The sequence below is a fragment of the Endozoicomonas atrinae genome (assembly GCF_001647025.1).
In the GTDB taxonomy this organism is placed as follows: domain Bacteria; phylum Pseudomonadota; class Gammaproteobacteria; order Pseudomonadales; family Endozoicomonadaceae; genus Endozoicomonas; species Endozoicomonas atrinae.
In genome coordinates, this window is record NZ_LUKQ02000693.1 from 1 (window position 1) to 705 (window position 705).

2 protein-coding genes are annotated in these 705 nt (G+C 55.7%); both read right to left on the minus strand.

Annotation, left to right across the window (positions count from 1 at the left end):
- Positions 1-44: 44 nt before the first annotated feature.
- Positions 45-455: a gp436 family protein gene (locus tag AK963_RS30100; RefSeq protein ID WP_066018845.1), complete on the minus strand. Its 411-nt coding sequence runs from the start codon at positions 453-455 to the stop codon at positions 45-47.
- Positions 452-646, minus strand: coding sequence for a DUF7210 family protein (locus AK963_RS30105; protein ID WP_066018846.1), 195 nt, complete (start codon positions 644-646; stop codon positions 452-454). The genes AK963_RS30100 and AK963_RS30105 overlap by 4 nt, the downstream gene beginning before the upstream one ends.
- Positions 647-705: the final 59 nt, after the last annotated feature.

Here is a 705-nt window from a genome sequence, read left to right on the forward strand (position 1 = left end):
CATCAGGTTCTGTATTTCCTGCTGGCCTTGCTCAAGGGATAGCATCAGAAGTCCTCCAGGGTATCCCGGGTAAATAGCCGGTCTTCACGGCTGCGGGTGGTGCTGACTTCGGTGCTGGCGGTGGTGGAGGGGAGTGGCAGGACGGCGCTGCCCCGGACAATGTCCTTAAGCAGCTTGACGCTGTCGTCATAACGCTTTTCGACCTCGTCCAGCATGCGGCCGTCGTATAAACGATAACGAGCTATATCGGCGCAAAGCCTGACCACGATCTCAGGAATAACCGACAGCGGCAGGGTATAACGTACTGCCAGATAGCTGTCGATTTCATCGCTGGCATCGGTCAGGGCGGCGTCAATGGCGGCGGCGTCCATAGCACCATCGCCCGGGTCGGTGAGGCGAATCAGTTCATCCTCTCCAAACCGGGCGATCATGGCGGCGCTGTCACAGTACTTCATTTTTTACCCTTGCTTTTCTGCTTTGGCGCTGGCTTGGCTGGCTCTGTCACTTCTGCCTCTGCCGCTTCCATCGCCGCCACTGCACGACAATCCAGCAAAGTATCAGCAGCAGTGTCGTCCAATTCCAACGTTTCCCCTGCCTGATACAATTGCCCATCGTGCCGTACGCTGTGGAGTGCTGTGTATTTCATAGCCACTCCTTAGCTAATGACGTTTTCAAGGTGGTAAGCCACATCGTTGCAAATGATCA